Raw genomic sequence first — 17,736 nt, forward strand, 5'->3', positions numbered from 1 at the left:
TGGAATCGTCTTCGTCGTCCGCCATGCATTCTTCCCGACTGCCAGTTCCTCACATCGTCCCGCGCCAGAAGCCAGGCGTGGCAGGCGCGTGCGCGGACAGTCGCATGAATGCCGCCATCGCGTGCCGAGCGGCACACCTCATCGTTCGTCACTGCGCCCGGCTTTCCCGGGCTCGGTGAGGAACCACGGGGGGCTGCCGCCCGCCCGTCCTCCCGAGCCACCTCCATCGCACCGTCGCGCCGGCCAAGCCGGCTTCAAGTCAGGGCCGTCAACCGGCCACACCATGGAGAACACAATGAAACCTTCGATCACCGTATCCTGGCTCGACCTCGAGCGCCTGGAACGCATTCTCGACCGCCTGCCCGCCGCCCAGGCCAACGCACGCGACGCGTTGATGAGCGAACTCGACCGTGCAGAAATGGTCGAGCCCTGGGACATGCCGTCCGACGTCGTGACGATGAATTCGCGTGTGCGCTTTGCCTTTGCCGGCTCGAGCGAGGCGGTCACGATGACCCTGAGCTATCCGAAGGACATGCACGACAGCGACCAGCAACTGTCGGTGCTGACGCCAGTCGGCACGGCTCTACTGGGCCTGCGCATCGGCGACAGCATCACCTGGGAGCGCCCCGATGGCCGGACCTTCGAGGCAACCGTGCTCGACATCGACTATCAGCCGGAGCGGGCCGGCGAGCTGCATCGCTGAGCCGTCTGGCCGCTCAGCCTTCTAGAACAGGCATTTGGCACGCGCCCGCGCGACAAAGATGAAGGGCAGGGCCAGATAGCCGCCGATGACGAAGGGGCCGATGCCGGTCGGTTGGCGCTTGAGGCCATCGTGGTGCAGGCAATACGGCACCTTCGCCTCGGCAAACTCACGCGAAAATGCCCGGTAGCTGTCCCCGCTGAGCGCGGTTTCTTTTTGCTGCCACTCCGCCTCGGATTTAGTGGCCTCGGGTGCGATATCGGGCAGGGCGCTGCGTACAGCCTGCTCCAGCGGCCGCTCGCGGACGGCCTGCCGCAAGTCAGTGGCAGGGGCGGCGGGCAGTTCCTGCGCCAGCACATTGGCTTGCGCCAGGATCATCAGGCCCATCACCGGGCGCAGTACCACACTACGAAACAAGCCCTGCCGGAAACGCGTCATCGCCTAGCCTCATCGTCACGATATTGGCAAATATACACCGGCATCGACGGTCGCAGCAGATTGCATGATTCGCCACATTTCCGTGTGTACAATATCCGCTCGACTCTTGAACTGAAAGGACTTTCATGAAGCGCTTCCTGACCGCCTGTTTCCTGTTCCTCAGCATGCTTGGCAGCGCCCATGCTGCCACTGACGCCGCCCTGACCCGCGACGTCAACGCCTTCCTCGACGGCTGGCACCAGGATGCCGCCAACACCCGCATGTCCTACTTCGACAAGATCGCCAAGGATGGCGTCTACATCGGCACCGACCGCACCGAAGTCTGGACACGCGACGAATTCCGCAAGTGGTCCAAGCCCTATTTCGACGCCAGGAAAGCGTGGACCTTCAAGGCTACCAAGCGCAACGTCTACGCGTCGGCCGACAAGTCGCTGATCTGGTTCGACGAGCAGTTGCACACCGAAAACCTGGGCCCGTGCGTGGCCAGCGGCGTGATCCGCAAGACCAGGACCGGCTTCGAGATCGTGCACTACCAGCTGGCGGTCGCGGTGCCCAACGACGTGGTCGAGCAGGTGACCGGCATCATCGCCGAGCACGAGAAGAAGGCCAAGAAGTAATCCGCGCATCGCCCAAGGCGCCGGCCGCCGCCGGCGCGCGCCGCTTGTGCTAAGGTGGCCGCTTCCCCGCAATAACGAACTTCCCGCCAGTGACTGCATCCCGTCCCATCCCCTACGTCGGCCGCTTCGCGCCATCCCCGACCGGCCCGCTGCATGCCGGTTCGCTGGTGGCTGCGCTGGCCAGCTACCTCGACGCCAAATACCACGACGGCACCTGGCTGGTGCGCATCGAGGACATCGACGAAGGCCGCAGTGTGGCGGGCGCGGCCGACGGCATCCTGGCGCTGCTCGATGCGCTCGGGATGCACGCCGACGGCGACATCGTCTGGCAGAGCCAGCGCAAGCACCTGTACCAGGCCGCGGCCGAGCGCATCGTCCAGGATACCTATCCCTGCGGCTGCAACCGGCGCGAGATCGCCGATTCGCGCCTCGGCTTCGCGCCCGACGGCGCCGCCATTTATCCCGGCACCTGCCGCCACGGCCTGGGGCCGGGACGCACCATGCGCAGCCAGCGCGTGCGCGTACCCGATGCGGGACAGGACGAGATCAGTTTCGTGGACCGCTTCGCCGGCCGCCATACCCAGCATCTGGCGCGCGACTCGGGCGACTTCGTCCTCAAGCGCGCGGATGGCTTCTGGGCCTATCAGCTGGCGGTGGTGGTGGACGACTGGGAGCAGGGCGTGACCGACGTGGTGCGCGGCGCCGACCTGCTCGACTCCACCCCGCGCCAGATCTACCTGCAGCGGCTGCTCGGAGCCCCGACGCCGCGCTACCTGCACGTGCCGGTGGTGCGCAATGCGAACGGCGAAAAGCTGTCGAAGCAGACCGGCGCGCTGGCGGTGACGGTGGAAGACGAGCCGGCCGCCGTGGCTGCGCTCCTGGGGGCGGCGCAGGCGCTGGGCCTGGTGCTGGATGCTGCCCTCGGGCCGAGCGCATCGCGCCAGGACTTCTGGCGCGCGGCGGTCCCGGCCTGGGGCAGGCTGCTGGCGCAATGCGAAATGCCTACACCGGCGGCATGACGCGGCGCCGGCCGTACAGCGCCAGCATTCCCAGGCCCAGCCCCAGCATGCCCCAGGTCGTCGGTTCCGGAATCGGCGCCGCCACGGCGAAGCCGCGGATTTCGCCGGCCGGATAACGCTCGGAGTGGATGTTGACGTAGGCCTGGTTGGCGTTGAAGGCGTCGATCAGCGCGCCGCTGGCCAGCTGCGGCGTGCCGCCATTGGCGGTCAGGAAAGCGGGATCGTAGATCGCGGCGTCGCCCAGATCGAAGCTGTAGCTGTAGTCGCCGGCCCGTCCTCCCAGCGGGAAGTCGACGAAGGGGATTGCGATGGGCGCCACGCCGCGGAAGGCATCCGTCGTGCAGCAGTGGATGTGGGCGCTGATGGCCGGGGCGCTGAGATCGCGGAACGGCACCTCGGCGCGCAGGATCATGTCGTCGATCTCGAAGGTCGACACGCTCGAGCCGGGCGAACCGTTGGGGATGTCCTCGGCCGGGCCGCTGGCCACCGCGCGGTAGGTGACCGGTACGGCCTGGCTCGCCGTGGCGGCGAACAGGGTGGACGCCGCCAGGGCCAGCGCAGCCAGCCTGGGCAGAGTGTGGGCTTTCTTCATGGCATACCTCCTGATTAGGAAAGGATTCCAAGCGCGCTTCCGGCCGGAAGCGCCGCCCAAAAAATTAGCACAGCAAGAAGCAGTCGCCCACACGGTACGGGCGGTCAAAGACCGCTGAGAAACCTCGTCAGCTCAAGAAAGAGTTACCCGGCAAGAAACGGAGCGGCGCAGCGCAAGGAAAAGATTCAGGACGGATTGCGCAGGATGCTGATCCGGCCATCGGCTTCGAGAAAGGCGCACTTCATGTCCGGACGCGGGCAGTCGGCTTCGCGCAACGCTTCCTCGACGTCGCTCTGCGACAGGCGGCAGCGCTTCAGCACCGATTCGAAGAACACGCCGTCGCGCCCGATCAGCACCGGGCTGCCTTCGATGAGCTCTTCCAGCTTCTTGCTGCGCGACGTAAGAAAGGCGAACAGCACGGTCAGCGACACCAGCGTCGCTGCGATGATCAGGCCGCCGAACAGTGTTTCGTCGCCGCCGGTCATCGAGTTCGACACCGCCTCCGACAGCAGCATCACCACCAGCAGGTCGAACGGGGTGAACTGCCCGACCGTGCGCCGGCCGGACAAACGCATCATGGCCAGCAGCGCCAGATACACGATGGCGCCGCGCGCAATGAGTTCCCACCATGGAAGATCGAGATCGAACATATGCCCTCCGCAGGCATGAGGCTGGTGTATGCATTGTAATCACTTTGCCAACAATGCGGTTCCAAGCGTGCGCTTGTCTTAGCTGTGCGGTCACTGCGACTGATTCGGCTATTTATTAGTCTATTTCTTTCAACTAAATGAAATTCTAATAATTATCATTCTAAGAACTGTCAGATAAATAATGAATTTTTCCCGGTATTTGACGGCCTGAACGGATAGGTCCATAGGGCCGGGTCCTACAGAACGGTTGGCGCTTTTCGGTGTTCAGGCTGCCTGACGGTGGCTACGATGGAGTCCTTCGAGTCGGCTTCGGCTGACACGTTTTTTACACTGCATTTGACCGGAGGTAATCATGGCAAACAACGACCAAGGCAACAACCAGTACACCAAGCAGGGTAACAACCAGAGCGACAACCGCGGCAACAACCAGTACACCCAGCAGGGCAACAACCAGAGCGGCAACCAGGGCAACCAGGGCAGCGGCAACCAGGGCTTCGCGTCGATGGATCCGCAACGCCAGCGCGAGATCGCCAGCGAAGGCGGCCGTGCCGCACACGCATCGGGCAATGCGCACGAGTTCAACTCGCAGGAAGCGCGCGACGCCGGCTCGATGAGCCACAAGAACGGCAACCAGCAAAGCGGCAACCAGGGCAATCAGGCTAACCAAGGCAACCAGCAGAGCGGCCAGCGCGGCGGTACGCCGGAGCAACATGCCGAAGCCGGCCGTCAAAGCCACAAGAACGACCAGCGCTAAGCACCGGTCAAGGGCGGGCGGACTGATGTGACAGTCCCGTGCCCTTTATCCATTGCCTGCATCCGCCTTCGTGCGGACGCAGGCTCGCGTCGTTAACAAGGCAAGGAACTTGCTCAGCCGACGTGGTGACGCCGCATCTGGAAACGCATCTTGCCGCTTTCCTTTCGGCACACACCGGCCATCGTTTCATGCGGTCCCAGCTTGACCGTCATCTTGCTGCCGTTCTTGCGCCTTGCGCAGGCAGCGTGCGCGGATTCCGGAATCTCGGCCACGGCGGTCGGCGCCAGCGGGATGGCGGGATTGGGCGGCATCGACGGCGCCGCCAGCGAAGGCGGTCCCATCATTGACGGCGCCACCATCAAGCTCATCGCAGCATCGCCTGGCTTGTCGGGCGGCAGGACCGGCTTCCCGGGCGGCGCGGGTGGCGCCGGTGGCGCGGGTTCCTTCTCGCAATCGCCGCCGCTGGCGCTGCATTTGACGATCACCTGGGCCTGGTAGGCGCCGGCGCTGGTGCCGGCGCACGCCAGCAGGGCGAACAGGATGAGTGGTAACGATTGCTTCATGATGGGGACTCCTTGTCGGTGGCCAGCGGCGCATGGGGCGGCTGGCTGCCACCATCATGCGCCCGAACGTCTTCTCATTCTTGTCATTCTGAAAAGTTCTTGACGTCATCATATCGCTTACGGTCTACTCAGGGCGCTCGCATCCGCAATGCTTCGACCACGACCGTTCACATGCTCAATCTGCTCAACGCCATCCCCCGCGACCTGATTCTTCCTCCGACCAGCCTGTTCTTCGTGATCGGACTCGGCCTGGCGCTGTGGCGCTGGTGGCCGCGCACCGGGCGCATCCTGGCAGCCGGCGGACTGGCGGCGCTGGCGATCCTGTCGAGCAATGCCGGCGCCGGCTTCTTCGTGCGGCCGCTGGAAGCGATGACCACGCCACTGCTGGCGCCGGAGAGCGCCGGCGCCCAAGCCATCGTGGTGCTGGCGGCGGGGCGGTTGCAGGACGCACCCGAATACGGCGAGCGCGACATTCCCGACTACATCGCGCTGGCGCGCCTGCGCTACGCGGCCCACCTGCAGCGGCGCACCGGCTTGCCGCTACTGGTGAGCGGCGGCAATGGATCGAGCGGCGCCGATCCCAAGCCGGAAGACCGCGCCTATACCAAGGCCGACGCGATGGCGACCGCGTTGCGCGAGGATTTCGGGGTACCGGTCAAGTGGGTGGAGGGCAATTCGCGCGACACGGGCGAGAACGCCAGCTACAGCGCGGCGATGCTGGGCAAGGATGGCGTCAAGCGCGTCCTCCTGGTGACCGATGCGATGCACATGGCGCGCGCCCGCTCGGTGTTCCAGCGCGCCGGGCTCGAAGTGGTCGATGCGCCGACGATGTTCTTCAGCGACCAGGCGAGGGGCATCCGTGCATGGCTGCCGAGCGCGGAAGGCATGCGGCGCTCGTGGTATGCAGTGTATGAACTGCTGGGGCTGGCCTGGTACCGGCTGCGTTTCGGCTAAGGGTTGTAGCCGGTGTTGATGATGCTGAATCCCAGGACGAACATAGCGACGGCAACCGCCATCGGGATCATCGACACCAGCATGCCCAGGCGGCTGTAGGGGCCGGGCCTGCGGCGGCGCGCCTGGTAGGCCTTGTAGCCGACGTAGAACGCGAGCGGCGGGAAGATGAATACCGGGATCATGAGCCAGAGGGTAAAGAGGGTCAGGATCGACAGCAAGAGCGAGAGTGCGTACATGATTCCCGGATGGTAGTTGCAGGAGCGTTGCCGGGAATGTAGGTGCTTATTGCTGAGGTCGCAAGTTGGGCTGCAATCGTGCGCTGAGAGCATGGACTCTAATAGACGTCGCGCCGGTAACGTCCATCCGCCATCAGGCGCTCGACCACATCGAGGCCCAGCAATGCGCCCAAGGCCTCGTGCACGCCGCCAGCCATACCCTGCAGGCTGCCGCAGACATAGATCGCCGCGCCGTCGCCCACCCAGCGCCTCAGCTCGTCGCCATGCGCCAGCAGCAGGTGCTGCACGTAGCGCGTTGCGCCGCCGTCGCGCGAGAAGGCGAGGTCGAGCCGCTCCAGCACGCCACCGTCGCGCCACGCTTCCAGCTCGTCGCGGCACAGGAAGTCGTGGGCCGCATTGCGTTCGCCGAACAGCAGCCAGTTGCGCCGCTCGCCGGCGTCGATGCGCGAACGCAGCAGCGCGCGCAGCCCGGCCAGGCCGCTGCCGTTGCCGATCGCAATCAGGGGCCGGCGCGCATTGTCTCCCAGCCGGAAGCGCGCATGGGCGCGCAGGCGCAGGCGGATCGGTTCGCCGTCCTGAGCCCCGCCGCACAGCCAGCTGGAGGCGACGCCGGCGCTGCCATCTTCGCGCTGCTGCAGGCGCACCATCAGGCCCAGGCTGCCTTCTTCCGGCAGCGAGGCAATCGAATACTCGCGCGGATGCTCGGGGTCGCCTGGCGCGCTGACCTGGGCCAGGTCGCCCGCTTCCCACACGGGCAGGATGCCCGACACCGGCACCAGCGCCAGGCGGAACAGGGGCGCGCCCTGGCTGCCGGGATTCATCAGTTCGCGCCGCGCGATGCGCCAGTCGTCATACGTCGGCGCTTCCCATTCGGGCGCGTCGCTGGTGCCGGCCAGCCGGCCGACCTGGTGCTGCCATTCGGCCAGCGCGGACGGGGCGCCACGGTCGACGTCGATGCGCTCGAACAGCGGCGTGGCGCCGCGCGCCGCCAGCCAGGTGTCGAGGGCGCGGCCGAAGCCGCAGTAATTGGTGTAGGTGGCGTCGCCCAGTGCCAGCACCGCGTAGTGCAGGTGCGACAGGTCGGGCAGGGCGTCCATGATCTGTCCGGCGAAGCGGGCGCCGGTGTCGGGGGCGTCGCCTTCGCCGTAGGTGCTGCAGATAAAAAGGATGCGCGAGTTTGCCGCCAGCCCGGCTGCGTCCAGGGTCGACATGCAAGCGGCGCGTGCATTCAGGCCGCCCAGCAGCAGGGTGGCGGAGGTACGTTCGGCCAGAGATTCGGCGCTGCCGGTCTGGCTGGCGTGCACCACCAGCCAGTCGGCCCGCATATCGGACACCCCCGCCGCCCCGGCATGCGCCAGGCGCTGGCGCCAGATGTTCAGGCACATGGCCAGCCAGGCGCCGGACAGGGCCAGCGCGCCGCCCCAGCGCAATGGATCGACGGTCAACATCATTGCTGCATCCGGCTCCAGGCGGCGGACACGGATTCACGCAACCCGTCCGCATCGCGCACCAGGAAGCGCGCGGCGATGCCGCGTGCGTCGGCGAAGGCGAGCCCATCCTTCGGACCCAGCACGGTGAGCGCGGTCGACAGCGCGTCGGCCGCCATGCAGGTGGCTGCCAGCACCGTCACCGAGGCGACATTGTTAGCGACCGGCTGGCCGCTGCGCGGGTCGAGCGTGTGCGAAGCGCGCTGCGCGCCGTGTTCGAAGTACTGGCGGTAGTCGCCCGAGGTGGCGATCGCCAGCCCGTGCAGGGCCACTACCGCTTGGCGCGCTTGGCCGTCCGGCACACTTTCAATCTCGACCCACCATGGCTCGCCATTGTCCTTGACCCCGGCGCCGCGCAGCTCGCCGCCGGCCTCGACCACGAAATGGCGCACGCTGCGCGCTTCCAGGCAGGCCGCCATGCGGTCGACCGCGTAGCCCTTCGCAACCGAAGAGAAGTCGAGCGTCGCGCCGCCCGGCTGCAGCAGGCGTCGGTTGACGCGGTCGAGCAGGGGCTGGCGTTCGCTACGACGTGCCAGCAGCGCGCCGATCGTCAGTGCGTCGGGCGTCCGAAAGCCGTTCTGGTCGTAACGCGCGCTGGAACCGAAGCCCCATAGGGTGACCAGTTCGCCCGCGGCCGGATCGTAGGCGCCGCCGCTATCCTGCGCCACCTGCAGCGCGTAGTCGGCCACCTCATAGAACTGCGGCGGCAGGGCATGCCAGCTGCCGGCCGGCGCACGGTTGTAGCGCGCCAGCAGCGAAGCATTATCCCAGTGGCTCATCTGCGCGACGATCTCATCCAGCTCGGCCTGAAGCGCACGCTCGACGGCGGCGCCGTCGGCACCCGGCGGCAGCATCATGCGCGCCGACCAGCCGGTGCCCATGGTGCGTCCGTCTGCCTTGAACAGCGTGCTGCCGCCAGGCGGCAAGGCCTCGTCAATGGCCAGCGGAACGATCACGTCGCGCATCGAGGCTCCTTACTGCGGCAGCACTTCGAGCGTGGCGGCGTAGCTGTAGCGGCGCGCGCCAGGCTCCGGGCGGCCCTTGCCGGCCTCGAACGGATACTTGGCGCTGAGCCAGTACATGTTCGCGCTCGGCACCGTGAAGCTGGCCTCGCCCCTGGCGTCGGTGCTGAAGCGCAGCTCGCCCAGCGTGCCGCGGTATTTGACACCGCCCGGCACCATGCTGAACGGGAAATTGGCCAGCGGCTTGCCGTCGAGCTGGAACTTGAAGCGGATCGGCTCGCCCGTGCGCAGGTCGGTCGGATTGGTCACCGGCACCAGTTCCAGGCCGACGCCGCTCGGCTTGAGGGCACCGTCGCTGGTGCTGTTGGCCGAGACAAAGGTTTCCAGGCGTGCGTGGGTGGTGCTGGTCTCGACGTCGGTGGCGCCGGCCGGGACCTGGGCGCCAGGCGAACCTTCCGCGCCGCGGAAGCGCTTGGTTTCGCCATTCAGTTTGTAGCTGCCGAACACATTGTTGTTGACGATCGCCAGGCGATACGTGCCGTCCTTCGGCAGGCGCACGTCGATGGTGCTGCGGTACTTGCCGAGCACGGCGCCGGTGGCCTGGGTGGAGACGCCGTCCGGATCGGTGATCGTCAGGCCGTCCAGGCGCAGCGGCACGTGGTGGAATTCGAACAGGCCTTCCGAGATCGCGCCGTCGAGCGTGACCCAGGCTTCCTTGGCCTCGACCATCGAGTTGCTCGGCAACAGCCAGCCGCGGTGGGCCTGGGCCGACAGCGTCAGCGTGGCCAGGGCCAGGCCGAGCGCGGCCGCCTTCATCGTACGAAGTTGCATGGTGATCTCCTTTATTGTTGGGATTATTGGATCTGCAGCGACACCGCGCCCAGTTCTTCCTTGCCGGCCGCGTTGGCGGCCAGCTTGCCCTTGCCGGCCCAGTTGAATGGCACCTTGACCAGTTCGCGTCCGCCCGCTTCGCGCGCCGCTTCCACCACCAGCTTGTATTCGCCGGCCGGCAATTTATCCAGGCCATTGCGGGCGGCATTGAAGTTCATGGTGTGGCTGCCGGCGGCGCGGGTGGCGCCGCTGACGCCGTCGATCGGCAGGGTGGCTTCGCGCCCGGCCTTGCGCCACCAGGTGCGCAAGTCCTTGACCCATTTCTCGCCGGCGTTGTCCTTCTTCTTGACGTCGTACAGCAGGGCCAGGCTGGAGGCGACGCTCTGGTCGGCGCGCTCGATCCAGATCGCGACGTAGGGCTTGTGGTATTCGGCCACGTTCAGCTGCGGCAGGTCGAATTTGACCGACAGGTCGGCGGCCATGGCCCAGCCGGAGGCCAGCGGCAGGGTCAACATCAGGGAACGGGACAGCAGGGTGGGCATCTTGTTGGACATGTTCATTCTTGCTCTTCTCTCGGGTTGTTGGAATCAATGTACGAATAACAAAGCCAGTACGGCCGGCAGCACGATGCCGAACCCCACCACCGGCCAGGTCGACGGCCGCTTGGCCGCGTGGTACTTCAGGATCAGGAAGCCGGTGATGCAGAACACCAGGCAGGCGATGGCGAACAGGTCGATGAACCAGCTCCAGGCCGGGCCGGTGTTGCGGCCCTTGTGCATGTCGTTCAGCCACGAGATCCAGCCGCGCGAGGTGACTTCGTATTCGGCGCCGCCGTCGACCGCGATGCGCAGCCAGGCGTCGCCGCCGGGGCGGGGCAGGGCGATGTAGGCGTCGTCGGGCGTCCATTCGGCGCGCTTGCCGCGCACGTCGACCGGGAAGGTGCGGTTGGTCCAGTCCGCCAACTCTCCCGGCAGCGGCACTTCGGCGTCGGCGTGCTCCTCGGCCCAGGCGCGCAGCTGGATGCGCAGCGGTTCCGGCAGCGTGGCTTTCAGGTGCGTGACCTGGGGCTTCGCTTCGATCAGCGCCGCGTTGTTCAGGGTCAGGCCGGTAAAGCTGAACAGCAGCATGGCCATCAGGCAGATCGCCGAGCTGATCCAGTGCCACTGGTGCAATTGCTTGAGCCACATGGCGCGCCTGGCGCCGGGCAGGGGAGCGGCCGCGGGCACGGCGGCAGCGGCTGCAACGGCAGGCGTTACGCCATCGGGCGAGCTGGTGCGTGGAGCGGAGGGCAGGGTCGAATCCATCTGTAAATAATAATCATTATCATTTACGTGGTCAACTCAGCCGTTGGAAGAATGTCGGAAATACCACGTACGTGGTGACATTTTGAAATAAATAATTTATAGAGGGTGGGTCTATACCGACTGAGATGATGCGTTACAATAACGTGCGCAAATTGGCAGGATTTTGCACACGATTTTGGTCTTGAACAGTCCTTCCCCCACAACTTGATGTCTTGAAGTGCAATCCGCTAACCGGTCAGGCCGTGCCGCGGAAGGTTAATTTAACCCGCCCCAACCTCGCGAAGCGCGAAAAGAAAGGTGAGCAAGAATGATGCAACAATATAACGCCAACTCCTACCTGTTCGGCGGTAATGCGCCGTACGTGGAAGAGTTGTACGAAGCGTATCTGAACAATCCGACGTCGGTGCCCGAAAACTGGCGCGCCTACTTCGACCAGATGCAGCACGTGCCGGCAGTCGACGGCTCGAGCCGCCCCGACGTGGTGCACTCGTCGGTCGTCGCTTCGTTCGCGGAACGCGCCAAGCAGGGCCCGATCCGTACCGTGGTCGCCTCGGCCGACTCCGAACTGGGCCGCAAGCGCGTGGCCGTCACCCAGATCACCGCCGCCTACCGTTACCTCGGTTCGCGCTGGGCCAACCTGGACCCGCTGCAGCGCCAGGAACGTCCGCCCCTGCCGGAACTCGACCCAAGCTTCTACGGCTTCACCGAAGCCGACATGGACACCGTCTTCAACATCAGCAACACCTACTTCGGTCAGGAAACCGCGCCGCTGCGCGACATCCTGAACATGCTGCGTGACACGTACACCCGTTCGATCGGCGCCGAGTTCATGTACATCAGCGACCCGACCGAAAAGCGTTGGCTGCAAGAGCGCCTGGAGTCGATCCGTTCGACCCCGACCTTCAGCGCCGAAAAGAAAAAGCACATCCTCGAGCGCCTGACCGCGGCCGAAGGCCTGGAACGCTACCTGCACACCAAGTACGTCGGCGCCAAGCGCTTCTCGCTGGAAGGCGGCGAATCGTTCATCGCCTCGATCGACGAAGTGATCCAGCGCGCCGGTGAAAAAGGCATCCAGGAAATCGTGATCGGCATGGCCCACCGCGGCCGCCTGAACGTGCTGGTCAACACCCTGGGCAAGAGCCCGGCCGACCTGTTCGAAGAATTCGAAGGCAAGCACGCCGACGACCTGCCGGCCGGCGACGTCAAGTACCACCAGGGCTTCTCGAGCGATATCTCGACCCCGGGCGGTCCGGTCCACCTGTCACTTGCTTTTAATCCTTCTCACCTCGAGATCGTCAACCCGGTCGTCGAAGGTTCGGTCAAGGCGCGCATGATGCGCCGCGGCGACCGCAAGGGCAAGGAAGTGCTGCCGATCCTGGTGCACGGCGACGCTGCATTCGCCGGCCAGGGCGTGGTCATGGAAACCCTGAACCTGGCCCAGACCCGCGGCTACGGTACCGGCGGTACCGTGCACATCGTCATCAACAACCAGATCGGCTTCACCACCTCGGACCCGCGCGACGCCCGTTCGACGCTGTACTGCTCGGACGTTGTGAAAATGATCGAAGCGCCGGTGCTGCACGTCAATGCCGACGATCCTGAAGCCGTCGTGCTGGCCAGCCAGATCGCCCTCGACTACCGCGCCGAATTCGGCAAGGACGTCGTGGTCGACATCATCTGCTACCGCAAACTGGGCCACAACGAGCAGGACACCCCGGCGCTGACCCAGCCGCTGATGTACAAGAAGATCGCCAAGCACCCGGGCACGCGCAAGCTGTACTCGGAAAAGCTGGCCGCGCAGAACACCATCCCGGCGGACGAGGGCGACAAGCTGGTCGCCGCCTTCCGCGACGCGATGGACGCCGGCAAGCACACGGTCGACCCGGTGCTGACCAACTTCAAGAACAAGTACGCCGTCGACTGGGCGCCGTTCCTGAACAAGAAGTGGACCGACGCCGCCGACACCGCCGTGCCGCTGACCGAACTGAAGCGCCTGGCCGAACGCATCACCAAGGTCCCAGAGGGTTTCAAACCACATTCGCTGGTCGAAAAAGTGCTGGCCGACCGCGCCACCATGGGCCGCGGCGAGATGAACCTGGACTGGGGCATGGGCGAGCACCTGGCCTTCGCGTCGCTGCTGTCGTCGGGCTATGCGATCCGCCTGTCGGGCCAGGACGCCGGCCGCGGCACCTTCGTGCACCGCCACGCCGTGCTGCACGACCAGAACCGCGAGCGCTGGGACCAGGGCATCTACCTGCCGCTGGCCAATGTCTCGGATAACCAGGCCGACTTCACCGTGATCGACTCGGTGCTGTCCGAAGAAGCGGTGCTCGGCTTCGAGTACGGTTTCTCGACCGCAGAACCGAACACGCTGACCATCTGGGAGGCCCAGTTCGGCGACTTCGTGAACGGCGCGCAAGTGGTCATCGACCAGTTCATCGCTTCGGGCGAAGTCAAGTGGGGCCGCGCCTCGGGCCTGGTCATGATGCTGCCGCACGGCTACGAAGGCCAGGGTCCGGAGCACTCGTCGGCCCGTATCGAGCGCTTCCTGCAACTGTGCGCCGACAACAACATGCAAGTCGTGCAGCCGACCACGGCCGCGCAGATCTTCCACCTGCTGCGCCGCCAGATGGTGCGCCAGTTCCGTAAGCCGCTGGTGATCTTCACGCCGAAGTCGCTGCTGCGTAACAAGGATGCCGGCTCGGCACTGGGCGACCTGGCCAAGGGCGGTTTCCAGACCGTCATCGGCGAGTGCGACGACAAGATCGACGCGTCGAAGGTCAAGCGCGTGCTGGTGTGCTCGGGCAAGGTGTATTACGACCTGGTCAATTCGCGCAAGACCCGTAATGCGACCGACACCGCGATCATCCGCATCGAGCAGATGTATCCGTTCCCGCACAAGTCGTTCGCGGCCGAACTGAAGAAGTTCCCGAACGCGCTTGAAGTGGTGTGGGCCCAGGACGAGCCGCAGAACCAGGGTCCATGGTTCCAGATCCAGCACAACATCTTCGAAGGCATGGAAGCCGGCCAGCGCCTGGCCTATGCCGGTCGCGCCGCTTCGGCTTCGCCGGCGGTCGGCTACGCCGACAAGCACGTGGCGCAGCAGAAGGAACTGCTGGACACCGCGTTCTCGAAGCTCAAGGGTTTCATCCTGACGAAGTAATGGCACCGGCCCCACGCACGCACCGCGGCGTGGGGCTTTTTGCACAGAATAATTAATCGGAGTTATACATGGCACAAATCGAAGTCAAGGTCCCCCAACTGTCGGAATCGGTTGCTGAAGCGACCCTGCTGTCCTGGCACAAGAAGGTCGGCGAAGCCGTCTCGCGCGACGAGAACATGATCGACATCGAAACCGACAAGGTGGTCCTGGAACTGCCGGCCCCTGGCGCCGGCGTGATCGTGCAACTGCTCAAGGCCGACGGCGCGACCGTGGTCTCGGGCGAAGTCATCGCGATCATCGATACCGAAGCATCGGCCCAGACCAGCCCGATCGCCGTCAAGGCCATCCCGTCGGCAGCCCCGAACGCGCCGATCGAAAGCGCCGCGCCAGCTGCTGCTCCTTCGGCTGACCAGTCGAAAGCCGGCGTCGCCATGCCTGCCGCCGCCAAGATCCTGGCCGACAACAACATGAACGCCTCGGGCATCGAAGGCTCGGGCCGCGATGGCCGCGTGACCAAGGGCGACGCCCTGAATGCGGTGGCCAACAAGCCGGCCGCTGCACCTGCTCCTGCCGCCGCGCCTGCCAAGGCACCGCTGCAGCAAGTCGCCGCGCCGGCGCCAGCCAACCTGGGCGACCGTCCGGAAGAGCGTGTGCCGATGAGCCGCCTGCGCGCCCGTATCGCCGAGCGCCTGCTGCAATCGCAGTCGACCAACGCCATCCTGACCACCTTCAACGAAGTCAACATGGCTCCGGTCATGGAACTGCGTAACAAGTACAAGGACAAGTTCGAGAAAGAACACGGCGTCAAGCTGGGCTTCATGTCGTTCTTCGTCAAGGCCGCTGTCGCCGCCCTGAAGAAGTACCCGATCCTGAACGCCTCGGTCGACGGCAACGACATCATCTATCACGGCTACTTCGACATCGGTATCGCTGTCGGTTCGCCGCGTGGCCTGGTGGTGCCGATCCTGCGCAACGCCGACCAGATGTCGATCGCCGAAATCGAGAAGAAGATCGGTGAATTCGGCCAGAAGGCCAAGGACGGCAAGCTGACCCTGGACGACCTGTCGGGCGGTACCTTCTCGATCTCGAACGGCGGCGTGTTCGGCTCGATGCTGTCGACCCCGATCATCAACCCGCCACAGTCGGCAATCCTGGGCGTGCACGCGACCAAGGACCGCGCCGTGGTCGAAAACGGCCAGATCGTGATCCGTCCGATGAACTACCTGGCGATGTCGTACGACCACCGCATCATCGACGGCCGCGAAGCCGTGCTGGGCCTGGTTGCGATGAAGGACGCGCTGGAAGATCCGGCCCGCCTGCTGCTGGACCTGTAATCACCACTTGCCGGCATTCCTGAAAAGGTGCCGGCTGCTGTTTGCCGGAGAATGACATGCTGTCAGACGAAATCAAGCGGCTGCACGAGCTGCACCAGGCCGGCGCGCTGTCGGACGCCGAATTCGAGCAGGCCAAGGCCCGCATCCTGTCCGGCGCCGCGACCGTGAGCCTGAGCAAGGAGCACGTGTCGCGCGACTCGACCTCGTTCGCCACCCACCGCGACGACCTGCTGAGCGGCCTGCGCCGCTCGCGGCTGGACCGCTGGCTGGGCGGCGTGTGCGGCGGCCTGGCGCGCACCTATGGCCTCGAGTCCTGGGTCTGGCGCCTGATCTTCGTGCTGTTCGTGCTGACCTTCGGCTTTGGCGTCCTGATATACCTGCTGCTGTGGGTATTTGTTCCGGAAGAATAAACACGTTTGATGCGTGAAAGTGTGTCGGTAACCCGCACCTTTGGCACGTCGTTCCCGCGAAGGCGGGAACCCAAGTTCGCCGCGCCGCCATTCGATTCGAGCGCAGCCAGTGTGCAAGCAAACTTGGATCCCCGCCTGCGCGGGGATGACGTGCCGAGGGCGCGGGCCTGTTCCCGCCATACGATCGTGCAAAGGACTTAACAAGGAATTAGTAATGAGCGATAAACAATTTGACGTCGTCGTGATCGGCGGCGGTCCTGGCGGCTACATCGCCGCCATCCGCGCGGCCCAGCTGGGCTTCAAGACCGCCTGCATCGACGAGTGGAGCAACGCCGCCGGCAAGCCTGCCCCGGGCGGCACCTGCACCAACGTCGGCTGCATCCCATCGAAAGCGCTGCTGCAGTCGTCGGAACACTTCGAGCACGCCGGTCACGCCTTCGCCGACCACGGCATCAAGGTCTCGGGACTGGAACTCGACCTGGGCACCATGCTCAAGCGCAAGGACACCATCGTCAAGCAGAACAACGACGGCATCCTGTTCCTGTTCAAGAAGAACAAGGTCACCTTCTTCCACGGCCGCGGCAGCTTCGCCGGCAAGGCGGAAGGCGATGCGGGCTACACCATCAACGTCAGCGGCCCGACCACCGACACCATCACCGCCAAGAACGTGGTCGTCGCGACCGGTTCCAACGCGCGTCAACTGCCGGGCGCTGAGTTCGACGAGAAACTGATCCTGTCGAACACCGGCGCACTGGCGATCGATGCCGTGCCGGGCAAGCTGGGCGTGATCGGCGCCGGCGTCATCGGCCTGGAAATGGGCAGCGTGTGGCGCCGTGTCGGCGCCGACGTCACCGTGCTGGAAGGTCTGCCGACCTTCCTGGGCGCGGTCGACGAGCAGATCGCCAAGGAAGCGCACAAGCTGTTCACCAAGCAAGGTCTGAAGATCAACCTGGGCTGCAAGATCGGCGCCATCACCAAGAACGCCAACAGCGTCACGGTCGAATACGCCGACAGCACAGGCGCGGCGCAAACCGCCGAGTTCGATCGCCTGATCGTTTCGATCGGCCGCGTGCCGAACACGACCGGCCTGGGCGTCGAGACCGTCGGCCTGCAGGTGGACGAGCGCGGCTTCGTGGTGGTGGACGACGAATGCCGCACCAGCCTGCCTGGCGTGTGGGCGGTGGGCGACGTCGTGCGCGGCCCGATGCTGGCGCACAAGGCGGAAGAGGAAGGCGTTGCGGTTGCCGAGCGCATCGCCGGCCAGCACGGCCACGTCAACTTCAACACCATTCCTTGGGTCATCTACACCTCGCCGGAAATCGCGTGGGTCGGCAAGACCGAGCAGCAGCTGAAGGCCGAAGGCGTGCAATATAAAGCCGGCACCTTCCCGTTCATGGCCAACGGCCGTGCGCGCGCGCTGGGCGACACCTCGGGCATGGTGAAGTTCCTGGCCGACGCCACCACCGACGAAATCCTGGGCGTGCACATCGTCGGCCCGATGGCTTCGGAACTGATCTCGGAAGCCGTGGTCGCGATGGAGTTCAAGGCGTCGTCGGAAGACATCGCCCGCATCTGCCACGCCCACCCGTCGCTGTCGGAAGCGACCAAGGAAGCCGCACTGGCGGTGGACAAGCGTTCGCTGAATTTCTAAGCATACGCATCTCGTAGTTCGTAGGGTGGACGGCTCTGCCGTCCACGCGTTCAACCGGCATGCATGGCCGC

At 65.3% G+C, this 17,736-nt stretch carries 19 protein-coding genes; 9 read left to right on the forward strand and 10 right to left on the reverse strand.

Going from position 1 to position 17,736, the window contains the following annotated elements:
• Positions 1 to 295 precede the first annotated feature (295 nt).
• Positions 296 to 703 carry a nucleoside diphosphate kinase regulator gene (gene rnk / locus QPK27_RS04650; protein ID WP_290417041.1) on the forward strand — a complete coding sequence of 136 codons (408 nt, stop codon included), beginning with the start codon at positions 296 to 298 and terminating at the stop codon, positions 701 to 703.
• Positions 704 to 724: 21 nt separating this feature from the next.
• Here rnk and QPK27_RS04655 read toward each other — a convergent pair whose 3' ends face one another.
• Positions 725 to 1,138 (reverse strand): hypothetical protein, encoded by a 414-nt coding sequence (locus QPK27_RS04655; protein WP_290417042.1) that lies wholly within the window; start codon positions 1,136 to 1,138, stop codon positions 725 to 727.
• 125 nt (positions 1,139 to 1,263) lie between these two features.
• Here QPK27_RS04655 and QPK27_RS04660 point away from each other — a divergent pair, with 125 nt between their 5' ends.
• Together QPK27_RS04660 and gluQRS are read left to right on the forward strand one after the other, a co-directional pair.
• The gene (locus QPK27_RS04660) at positions 1,264 to 1,755 is read left to right on the forward strand and encodes a nuclear transport factor 2 family protein (protein ID WP_290417043.1); all 492 of its coding nucleotides are present in this window, start codon (positions 1,264 to 1,266) and stop codon (positions 1,753 to 1,755) included.
• A gap of 89 nt (positions 1,756 to 1,844) precedes the next feature.
• Positions 1,845 to 2,774 carry a tRNA glutamyl-Q(34) synthetase GluQRS gene (gluQRS, locus tag QPK27_RS04665; protein WP_290417044.1) on the forward strand — a complete coding sequence of 310 codons (930 nt, stop codon included), beginning with the start codon at positions 1,845 to 1,847 and terminating at the stop codon, positions 2,772 to 2,774.
• On the opposite strand, the gene QPK27_RS04670 is transcribed toward gluQRS, so the two are convergent.
• Positions 2,758 to 3,366, reverse strand: coding sequence for a CHRD domain-containing protein (locus tag QPK27_RS04670; RefSeq protein WP_290417045.1), 609 nt, complete (start codon positions 3,364 to 3,366; stop codon positions 2,758 to 2,760). The two genes, gluQRS and QPK27_RS04670, sit on opposite strands and share 17 nt — an antisense overlap.
• A gap of 185 nt (positions 3,367 to 3,551) precedes the next feature.
• Complete coding sequence (locus QPK27_RS04675; protein ID WP_290417046.1) at positions 3,552 to 4,016, reverse strand: DUF421 domain-containing protein; 465 nt, start codon at positions 4,014 to 4,016, stop codon at positions 3,552 to 3,554.
• 352 nt (positions 4,017 to 4,368) lie between these two features.
• On the opposite strand from QPK27_RS04675, the gene QPK27_RS04680 reads away from it, so the two are divergent.
• Entirely contained in the window at positions 4,369 to 4,770 is a 402-nt protein-coding gene (locus QPK27_RS04680) for a KGG domain-containing protein (RefSeq protein ID WP_290417047.1), read from the forward strand.
• 113 nt (positions 4,771 to 4,883) lie between these two features.
• Here QPK27_RS04680 and QPK27_RS04685 read toward each other — a convergent pair whose 3' ends face one another.
• The gene (locus tag QPK27_RS04685; protein ID WP_290417048.1) at positions 4,884 to 5,333 is read right to left on the reverse strand and encodes a hypothetical protein; all 450 of its coding nucleotides are present in this window, start codon (positions 5,331 to 5,333) and stop codon (positions 4,884 to 4,886) included.
• Positions 5,334 to 5,504: 171 nt separating this feature from the next.
• Between QPK27_RS04685 and QPK27_RS04690 the strand changes: the two genes are divergently transcribed.
• Positions 5,505 to 6,287 carry a YdcF family protein gene (locus QPK27_RS04690; RefSeq protein WP_290417049.1) on the forward strand — a complete coding sequence of 261 codons (783 nt, stop codon included), beginning with the start codon at positions 5,505 to 5,507 and terminating at the stop codon, positions 6,285 to 6,287.
• On the opposite strand, the gene QPK27_RS04695 is transcribed toward QPK27_RS04690, so the two are convergent.
• The 6 genes from QPK27_RS04695 to QPK27_RS04720 form a co-directional block, all read right to left on the reverse strand.
• A complete protein-coding gene (locus tag QPK27_RS04695) occupies positions 6,284 to 6,523 on the reverse strand; it encodes a hypothetical protein (RefSeq protein WP_290417050.1) in 240 nt (79 codons plus the stop codon). The genes QPK27_RS04690 and QPK27_RS04695 overlap by 4 nt on opposite strands.
• A gap of 98 nt (positions 6,524 to 6,621) precedes the next feature.
• On the reverse strand, positions 6,622 to 7,974 hold the full coding sequence (locus tag QPK27_RS04700; protein ID WP_290417051.1) for a sulfite reductase subunit alpha: 1,353 nt from the start codon (positions 7,972 to 7,974) through the stop codon (positions 6,622 to 6,624).
• Positions 7,971 to 8,975, reverse strand: coding sequence for an FAD:protein FMN transferase (locus QPK27_RS04705; protein ID WP_290417052.1), 1,005 nt, complete (start codon positions 8,973 to 8,975; stop codon positions 7,971 to 7,973). Before QPK27_RS04705 ends, QPK27_RS04700 begins: the two co-directional genes overlap by 4 nt.
• A 9-nt stretch (positions 8,976 to 8,984) precedes the next feature.
• On the reverse strand, positions 8,985 to 9,803 hold the full coding sequence (locus QPK27_RS04710) for a DUF4198 domain-containing protein (protein WP_290417053.1): 819 nt from the start codon (positions 9,801 to 9,803) through the stop codon (positions 8,985 to 8,987).
• Positions 9,804 to 9,826: 23 nt separating this feature from the next.
• Positions 9,827 to 10,357 carry a DUF2271 domain-containing protein gene (locus tag QPK27_RS04715; protein WP_290417054.1) on the reverse strand — a complete coding sequence of 177 codons (531 nt, stop codon included), beginning with the start codon at positions 10,355 to 10,357 and terminating at the stop codon, positions 9,827 to 9,829.
• 33 nt (positions 10,358 to 10,390) lie between these two features.
• The gene (locus QPK27_RS04720; protein ID WP_290417238.1) at positions 10,391 to 10,990 is read right to left on the reverse strand and encodes a PepSY-associated TM helix domain-containing protein; all 600 of its coding nucleotides are present in this window, start codon (positions 10,988 to 10,990) and stop codon (positions 10,391 to 10,393) included.
• A gap of 424 nt (positions 10,991 to 11,414) precedes the next feature.
• Here QPK27_RS04720 and QPK27_RS04725 point away from each other — a divergent pair, with 424 nt between their 5' ends.
• From QPK27_RS04725 to lpdA, 4 genes are all read left to right on the forward strand, one after another.
• Entirely contained in the window at positions 11,415 to 14,270 is a 2,856-nt protein-coding gene (locus QPK27_RS04725) for a 2-oxoglutarate dehydrogenase E1 component (protein WP_290417055.1), read from the forward strand.
• 68 nt (positions 14,271 to 14,338) lie between these two features.
• Positions 14,339 to 15,604 (forward strand): 2-oxoglutarate dehydrogenase complex dihydrolipoyllysine-residue succinyltransferase, encoded by a 1,266-nt coding sequence (gene odhB, locus QPK27_RS04730; protein ID WP_290417056.1) that lies wholly within the window; start codon positions 14,339 to 14,341, stop codon positions 15,602 to 15,604.
• A 56-nt stretch (positions 15,605 to 15,660) separates the two neighbouring features.
• Entirely contained in the window at positions 15,661 to 16,014 is a 354-nt protein-coding gene (locus tag QPK27_RS04735; protein WP_290417057.1) for a PspC domain-containing protein, read from the forward strand.
• A gap of 214 nt (positions 16,015 to 16,228) precedes the next feature.
• Positions 16,229 to 17,665, forward strand: a complete 1,437-nt coding sequence (gene lpdA, locus QPK27_RS04740; RefSeq protein ID WP_290417058.1) for a dihydrolipoyl dehydrogenase — start codon at positions 16,229 to 16,231, stop codon at positions 17,663 to 17,665.
• Positions 17,666 to 17,736 lie beyond the last annotated feature (71 nt).

It is taken from the genome of Massilia sp. YIM B02443 (genome assembly GCF_030411955.1).
Taxonomy (GTDB): Bacteria; Pseudomonadota; Gammaproteobacteria; order Burkholderiales; family Burkholderiaceae_D; genus Telluria.

Bases quoted from the DNA above. Each gene is read 5' to 3' on its own strand.
- QPK27_RS04655 (WP_290417042.1), bottom strand. From the start codon at position 1,138: ATGACGCGTTTCCGGCAGGGCTTGTTTCGTAGTGTGGTACTGCGCCCG.
- QPK27_RS04670 (WP_290417045.1), bottom strand. From the start codon at position 3,366: ATGAAGAAAGCCCACACTCTGCCCAGGCTGGCTGCGCTGGCCCTGGCG.
- QPK27_RS04725 (WP_290417055.1), top strand. From the start codon at position 11,415: ATGATGCAACAATATAACGCCAACTCCTACCTGTTCGGCGGTAATGCG.
- QPK27_RS04675 (WP_290417046.1), bottom strand. From the start codon at position 4,016: ATGTTCGATCTCGATCTTCCATGGTGGGAACTCATTGCGCGCGGCGCC.
- QPK27_RS04660 (WP_290417043.1), top strand. From the start codon at position 1,264: ATGAAGCGCTTCCTGACCGCCTGTTTCCTGTTCCTCAGCATGCTTGGC.
- rnk (WP_290417041.1), top strand. From the start codon at position 296: ATGAAACCTTCGATCACCGTATCCTGGCTCGACCTCGAGCGCCTGGAA.
- QPK27_RS04695 (WP_290417050.1), bottom strand. From the start codon at position 6,523: ATGTACGCACTCTCGCTCTTGCTGTCGATCCTGACCCTCTTTACCCTC.
- QPK27_RS04700 (WP_290417051.1), bottom strand. From the start codon at position 7,974: ATGATGTTGACCGTCGATCCATTGCGCTGGGGCGGCGCGCTGGCCCTG.
- QPK27_RS04735 (WP_290417057.1), top strand. From the start codon at position 15,661: ATGCTGTCAGACGAAATCAAGCGGCTGCACGAGCTGCACCAGGCCGGC.
- odhB (WP_290417056.1), top strand. From the start codon at position 14,339: ATGGCACAAATCGAAGTCAAGGTCCCCCAACTGTCGGAATCGGTTGCT.
- QPK27_RS04690 (WP_290417049.1), top strand. From the start codon at position 5,505: ATGCTCAATCTGCTCAACGCCATCCCCCGCGACCTGATTCTTCCTCCG.
- QPK27_RS04705 (WP_290417052.1), bottom strand. From the start codon at position 8,975: ATGCGCGACGTGATCGTTCCGCTGGCCATTGACGAGGCCTTGCCGCCT.
- QPK27_RS04710 (WP_290417053.1), bottom strand. From the start codon at position 9,803: ATGCAACTTCGTACGATGAAGGCGGCCGCGCTCGGCCTGGCCCTGGCC.
- QPK27_RS04715 (WP_290417054.1), bottom strand. From the start codon at position 10,357: ATGTCCAACAAGATGCCCACCCTGCTGTCCCGTTCCCTGATGTTGACC.
- lpdA (WP_290417058.1), top strand. From the start codon at position 16,229: ATGAGCGATAAACAATTTGACGTCGTCGTGATCGGCGGCGGTCCTGGC.
- QPK27_RS04680 (WP_290417047.1), top strand. From the start codon at position 4,369: ATGGCAAACAACGACCAAGGCAACAACCAGTACACCAAGCAGGGTAAC.
- QPK27_RS04685 (WP_290417048.1), bottom strand. From the start codon at position 5,333: ATGAAGCAATCGTTACCACTCATCCTGTTCGCCCTGCTGGCGTGCGCC.
- QPK27_RS04720 (WP_290417238.1), bottom strand. From the start codon at position 10,990: ATGTGGCTCAAGCAATTGCACCAGTGGCACTGGATCAGCTCGGCGATC.